Origin of the sequence: Psychromonas arctica (genome assembly GCF_038155225.1) — a bacterium.
Taxonomy (GTDB): domain Bacteria; phylum Pseudomonadota; class Gammaproteobacteria; order Enterobacterales; family Psychromonadaceae; genus Psychromonas; species Psychromonas arctica_B.
This window is the reverse complement of record NZ_JBAKBA010000023.1, coordinates 62,567-69,055: the sequence shown is the minus strand read 5'-3', so window position 1 is coordinate 69,055 and position 6,489 is coordinate 62,567. Positions and strand designations below refer to the sequence as shown.

The following is a 6,489-nucleotide window of genomic DNA, read 5'->3' as shown; positions in this document are numbered from 1 at the left end:
AGAGCTCCTCCGCTCATAACACTAGGCTTTGCCTAATTCGCCATGCGCCCCAAACAAAGCAAAAGCCAAAATAAAAACCAAAAAAATTAAACATTAATAATGCTCGATCTTTTGACCTTGGGGCGCTGGCTTTAGCCTGCAGGATTTTGTGTGTTGCTCTTCATTTTGGATTTACGAGTCAATAACATAAAAATTAACCTCAACACCAAAACACCTGCAAGCTAAAAACAGGACTCGCAGAGCTCCTCCGCTCATAACACTAGGCTTTGCCTAATTCGCCATGCGCCCCAAACCAAACCAAAATCAAAAAACAAAGCAATTAAACATTAATAATGCTCGATCTTTTGACCTTGGGGCGCTGGCTTCAGCCTGCAGGGGTTTCTGTATTGATTTTTATTCTTGATTAGATCATCAATAGCAAAAGGTGATGACATGTTGGGACGTTAGCTTTAGACCGAAGGGTTTTGTATCTTATTTTTGAAGGTAAGTTATAAAAAAACATCGCTCTAACTTTGTAATTCATAGAGCGATGTTGTTAGGATAGTTACTAAACTATTCGTTTATTCAGCGATTAGTTTATTCAGCAACACCTTGAGATTTTAGGTATTCTTCATAAGTGCCGTGGAAATCAACTACTTTATCTTTTTTGATTTCGATGATGCGTGTTGCTAGTGAAGATACAAATTCACGGTCATGACTGACGAATAATAACGTACCTTCGTAGTTTTCTAAGGCTAAGTTTAATGATTCGATTGATTCCATATCCAAGTGATTGGTTGGCTCATCCATTAATAAGATGTTTGGTTTGTTCATCATCAACTTGCCAAACAACATACGTCCTTGTTCACCACCAGAGATGATTTTTACAGACTTAGTAATGTCGTTTGCACCAAATAATAAACGCCCTAACGTACCACGAACCGCTTGCTCGTCGTCGCCTTCGTGCATCCATTGGCCCATCCAATCCATTAGGTTTTGGTCTTTCTCAAAATCAGATGAATGATCCTGTGCGTAATAACCTAGCTGTGCATTTTCAGACCACTTGTATTCACCAGATGATAGTTCAATTTCACCCATCAACGTACGTAATAATGTTGTTTTACCTACACCATTTTGACCAATGATAGCAACACGTTCGCCGACTTCAATCATTAGGTTTAAGTCTTTGAATAAAGTGTTTTCGAAGCTTTTAGTCATTGATACTGTTTCTAAAGCGTTACGGAACAGTTTCTTCTCTTGTTTGAAGACGATATAAGGATTAACACGGCTTGATGCTTTAACTTCTGCTAGTTCAATCTTATCCATCTGCTTAGCACGTGATGTTGCTTGCTTTGCTTTTGATGCGTTTGCAGAGAAGCGACTTACAAAGTCTTGAAGTTCAGATAATTGTGCTTTTTTCTTCGCATTTTCATTCAGTAAGCGTTCACGTGTTTGTGTTGCCGCCGTCATGTACTCATCGTAGTTACCAGGGAAAAGACGTAGTTCGCCATAATCGATATCTGCCATGTGCGAACAGACTGAATTTAAGAAATGACGGTCATGCGAAATGATTACCATAGTACATTGGCGTGCTTTTAATTCAGTTTCTAACCAACGAATAGTATCGATGTCCAAGTTATTGGTTGGCTCATCAAGTAACATGATATCTGGATTAGAGAAAAGTACTTGTGCTAGTAATACACGTAGTTTCCAACCTGGTGCAATGTCTGACATTGGGCCGTAATGTTGATCAAGTGGAATACCAACGCTTAGTAATATTTCTCCTGCACGTGAATCGGCAGTGTAACCATCCATTTCAGCAAATTGATTTTCCAAATCGCCAACGTGCATTCCTTCAGCTTCAGTCATTTCAGGTAATGAGTAAATACGATTACGCTCGTTCATGACTTCCCACATCTCTTTGTGGCCCATCAATACTGTATCGAGTACTGTGTGTTCTTCAAAAGCAAATTGGTCTTGGTGTAGTTTAGCAATACGTTCGTTAGGATCTCTGGTCACATTACCTGCGCTAGGCTCTAGATCACCCGTTAAGATTTTCATGAAAGTTGACTTACCACAACCATTTGCACCGATTAAACCGTAACGGTTCCCAGTACCAAATTTAACAGAGATGTTTTCAAAAAGTGGTTTCGCACCAAATTGCATGGTGATGTTATTTGTACTTAACACGGCTTATTCCTAAATTGTTTGAGTATTGCTTTTTTAAAGATGGGTATTATACAGATACCGTGAGGTTAATCACCTTTGAATTGTATGAAATTCATGCATCATTTTTATAAAGGAAAGTTGTGTCGCAATAAAACTAACACATAGCTTGATCGCGAAGCTTAAGGTAAGCTACGCGTCTAATGGCAAGTGCCGTACTTTAATGAGATTTTATATGAGTTTTGATTCCCTAGGTTTACCCGCATCGTTAGTAGAAGCAGTGAAAAATGCTGGCTATGAAACGCCTTCCCCAATCCAAGAGCAAGCTATTCCTGCTGTATTAGCAGGTAAAGATGTCATGGCTGCTGCACAAACAGGCACCGGGAAAACTGCTGGGTTTACATTGCCATTATTAGCAATGCTAGAAAAAGGTGAACGCGCTAAGCCGAATCAAGTTCGCGCACTAATACTAACGCCGACACGTGAGCTAGCGGCTCAAGTGCAAGCAAGCGTACAAAAATATGGCCAAAACATGCCATTACGCAGCATGGTGGTATACGGCGGTGTAAAAATTAACCCGCAAATGCAAATGTTACGTGGCGGTATAGATATTTTGGTGGCAACGCCGGGCCGTTTATTAGACTTATATCAGCAAAATGCAGTACGTTTTCAACAGTTAGAAGTGTTAATTTTAGATGAAGCTGACCGTATGTTAGATATGGGCTTTATTCATGATATTAAAAAGATCCTTAAAGCGTTACCCCCTAAGCGTCAAAACTTATTATTCTCAGCGACTTTTTCTGATGAAATTCGTTCATTAGCAAAAGGCTTAGTTAATAACCCTGTTGAGATTTCAGTAAGCCCGCGTAATACAACGGTTGAAAAAATCGAACAGGCTTTATATGAAGTAGATAAAACTAAAAAGACCGCGTTATTGAGCCAGTTAATTCTTGATAACAAATGGCGTCAAGTTTTAGTGTTTGTAAAAACTAAACACGGTGCAAATCGTCTGGTTAAAAACTTGGATGCACGTGGTATTCGTAGTGCAGCTATTCATGGTAATAAAAGCCAAGGTGCTCGTACTAAAGCATTAGCGCAGTTTAAAGACAGCCAAATCCAAGTATTAGTGGCAACTGATATTGCCGCACGTGGTATTGATATTGACCAACTACCTAACGTAGTTAACTTTGACTTACCTAATGTAAGTGAAGACTACGTTCATCGTATCGGCCGTACAGGTCGTGCTGGTAATGAAGGTTTAGCGGTATCATTAGTTTGCCAAGAAGAATTCAAATTATTAAAAGATATTGAACGTTTGATTAAAAAGGTTATCCCTCGCAAAATATTTGCAGGTTTTGAACCAGGTGAACCATTACAACCTTCTGTATTAGGTACACACGAGAAACAAGTTAAAAAACCAAAATCGCCAAAAGTACCCCATAAAGATGGTGTTCGCTCAGGTGCAAGAACGGGCAGTGCTAAGAAACAAAACGGCCCAAGAAATAATTTTGTAGGCGGTTAGGCTACAGGTTATTTTGGTTACGCAAAATGGTACGTATAAAGTGATGCGTAGCTAAGACATTAAAAGCTTAATAGAAGCCCTTATTTTTCAGTCTGTTTGATTGATAATAAGGGCTTTTTTGATCGTGTTGTGGAAGGTATCGTTGGTTACTTTTATATTGGCTCGTCTGCGCTCGTCGGATTATTTTGATTATTGTATGCGGTGTTTTCGCCCTGTCGGCGACTTTACTTTCTCTCTGCCAGCAGAGAAAGTAAGCAAAGAGATTGAACAGGATACGCAGAGCTTAATCCGCTCGTAAGAAGATGCTGTCGCATCACTCGCCACCGAATCGCTTTCTAATCCAAACAATGCAGAACTTTCTTAACGCATCAGTTCATACGACACGTCCGTGTGTCGGATGAACTTACAGCAAACGTCCTGTTTGCTGTTGCTGAAAGTTATCCATAGTTTGGGAAAGCTCAACGGTGAGGTTGTCGTAGCCACATTGAGCCTCGTTTTCTTTAAAGGCAAAACCTGACCCATTAGCTTTTTATGTCAAATCGAAGATCGGTTTTAGTTTAATTAAACCTGCTTGTATTGAAGCTAAAAAAGCTAAAAGCAATGTTAGTAAAACCATGCTGTACTGAACTCTAACGCTGTTATTATGTCGTCGTTCGTCATTCTGATATTGTTCCAAAGTAACTATTGCTTTGCCAGTAACTGAATCATTTCCTTGTGAATTTTTTATTATTTCGCCTGATTCAATAAAAGATTTTAAGTACATTCTTAATTTATTCAGGCATTTTTCTTTATCTGGATGTCTAAAGCACCGTAATGAGTATATATCTGACATAAGAGAAATCAGTCCGAATTCTTTATTTGTAATGCCATAGTTTTCTATAATATATTCCAATAGTTCGAGTCTTGGTTTAATTTGTAAGATGCGCTGATTAAATATAGTTTGTGCAACTCTATCTTTTAGTCTTAAAAATTTTATTTTGAAAACATCTTTTTTTAACAAATAATGAAGAGCAAATTCATTAATACTTTTATATGTAGTATAAAAATTATAAAGATAATGTTTTATTTCAATTCTATTTATATCTAATTGATCAATATAAAATGTTTCTTCAATACAATATTTAGATCTATTTTCGTCGTAAATTAAAGCAAATATTTTTAAGCCGTCAATTTTGCGTATAAGTAGTTTTCTATTGTCTTTTGTACTGATCTTAATCGAATAAAAATCATTATGATCACTTTCAGGTGAAGACCTATATATTGTAGTAGGGGCAATCTTAGAGCATGCTTTTAATAATATCCATTTTTGAAATTTTGATACCATTTCTATAATGCTCCACAAATATAAGGTTGATGGTTATATCGGATATAGCCATGAATGAATACAATTAGCTGTTTTATAAATTTTGATGCTTAGTCTTTTATACTACTTTCTAGCAACTTTTTATCAAAAAATGCTACTTTGATATTTGTGATTATCGTTCCAGAGCTTTTTGAGTAAGCTTGAATAAACAAAAAACTAATATCGGAATAATCGAATAAAAGATTAATAGTTGTAAATCATTTTCTATTGGTTTTAATTGCCCACCACTCGCTTTATCAATTGAATTGAAAAAGTATGTGAATAAAGCCCAACCTAATCCATAAATACTCTTTAAAAATAATATGCGTTTATTTACCATATCATAATGAATTTTAGATATTTCTTCGAGTTTATCGATATTTACTTCGGGTATTAACTCTATTAATTGAATTACATTATTTTTATTTATTCTAGTAAAGTATGGGACATCTAATAGTTCAAGTTTGCTATATCAATTAGTTACGGTAAAGCTTAGGTCAATGTGGCTACATCCATTCCCACCGTTGAGCTTTTCCAAACAATAGATTCATTTTAGTAAAACCAAACAGGATGTTTGGGTTAGTTGAGGCTAGTGCATGGATGCACGTCCGAAACGTTACGTTTAAAATGAAGGAATTGATTGGGATTAAAAAGCGAGTTGGTGCCAGTTCTCTTTGCTTACTTTCTCTACTGGTTTAGAGAAAGTAAAGTCGCCGACAGGGCGAAACCACTGCTTACAACATCAAAATGACCCGACGAGCGCAGACGAGCCAAAACTAATTGTAATTTACAAATCACTATAACAATCTATAAACTACAACTAGCCAAGCCTCATCCTTTTAATTACTGTATACAAACAAACCAACACATCCAAAAGGCCATCATTCCCAATGAACGAAATAAAAAAATGCCTGTGGGCTTTAAAAACCAAACTTGAAGAGACCTACCATGATGCCGAATGGGGCGTGCCTATTTATGACGATGCAAAACTCTTTGAAGCGCTTTCTTTAGAGCTGTGTCAGTCGGGGTTAAGCTGGCATACCATTTTAAACAAACGTGAAGGGTACCGCGCTGCATTTAATCAGTTTGATTTGAAAAGCGTGGCTGCGTTTGATGATGCAAAAATTGAAGAGTTACTTCTAGATGCAGGTATTGTTCGACATCGTGCAAAAATATCGGCGATTATTAATAACGCGCAGTGCATTTTGAATGTGCAACAAGAGTACGGCAGCTTTTCTGCTTACATCTGGCAGTTTACTGATAACAAAACCCTTGTTGGCAATTGGCAATCAAAGGAAGAAGTGCCTGCATCCACTGATCTATCGATTCTGATCAGTAAAGAGTTGAAGAAGAAAGGCTTTAAGTTCTTAGGGCCAACAACCACTTACGCCTTTATGCAATCTGCTGGTTTGGTAAACGACCATACAACAGACTGTTTCCGTTTTGATGCGTGCAAATGAGGTTAGAAACTTTGTTTTCT

At 37.3% G+C, this 6,489-nt stretch carries 4 protein-coding genes; 2 read left to right on the top strand and 2 right to left on the bottom strand.

Annotation, left to right across the window (positions count from 1 at the left end; all coding sequences use genetic code 11):
* Positions 1 to 576 precede the first annotated feature (576 nt).
* Positions 577 to 2,169 carry an ABC-F family ATPase gene (locus tag V6255_RS11025; RefSeq protein WP_341628207.1) on the bottom strand — a complete coding sequence of 531 codons (1,593 nt, stop codon included), beginning with the start codon at positions 2,167 to 2,169 and terminating at the stop codon, positions 577 to 579.
* Between the two features lie 211 nt (positions 2,170 to 2,380).
* Here V6255_RS11025 and V6255_RS11020 point away from each other — a divergent pair, with 211 nt between their 5' ends.
* Positions 2,381 to 3,667, top strand: a complete 1,287-nt coding sequence (locus V6255_RS11020; RefSeq protein WP_341628206.1) for a DEAD/DEAH box helicase — start codon at positions 2,381 to 2,383, stop codon at positions 3,665 to 3,667.
* Between the two features lie 529 nt (positions 3,668 to 4,196).
* On the opposite strand, the gene V6255_RS11015 is transcribed toward V6255_RS11020, so the two are convergent.
* A complete protein-coding gene (locus V6255_RS11015; RefSeq protein ID WP_341628205.1) occupies positions 4,197 to 4,991 on the bottom strand; it encodes a hypothetical protein in 795 nt (264 codons plus the stop codon).
* Positions 4,992 to 5,899: 908 nt separating this feature from the next.
* Here V6255_RS11015 and V6255_RS11010 point away from each other — a divergent pair.
* Complete coding sequence (locus V6255_RS11010) at positions 5,900 to 6,469, top strand: DNA-3-methyladenine glycosylase I (RefSeq protein WP_341628204.1); 570 nt, start codon at positions 5,900 to 5,902, stop codon at positions 6,467 to 6,469.
* The last annotated feature ends 20 nt before the right edge of the window (positions 6,470 to 6,489 follow it).

Bases quoted from the DNA above. Each gene is read 5' to 3' on its own strand.
- V6255_RS11020 (WP_341628206.1), top strand. From the start codon at position 2,381: ATGAGTTTTGATTCCCTAGGTTTACCCGCATCGTTAGTAGAAGCAGTG.
- V6255_RS11015 (WP_341628205.1), bottom strand. From the start codon at position 4,991: ATGGTATCAAAATTTCAAAAATGGATATTATTAAAAGCATGCTCTAAG.
- V6255_RS11010 (WP_341628204.1), top strand. From the start codon at position 5,900: ATGAACGAAATAAAAAAATGCCTGTGGGCTTTAAAAACCAAACTTGAA.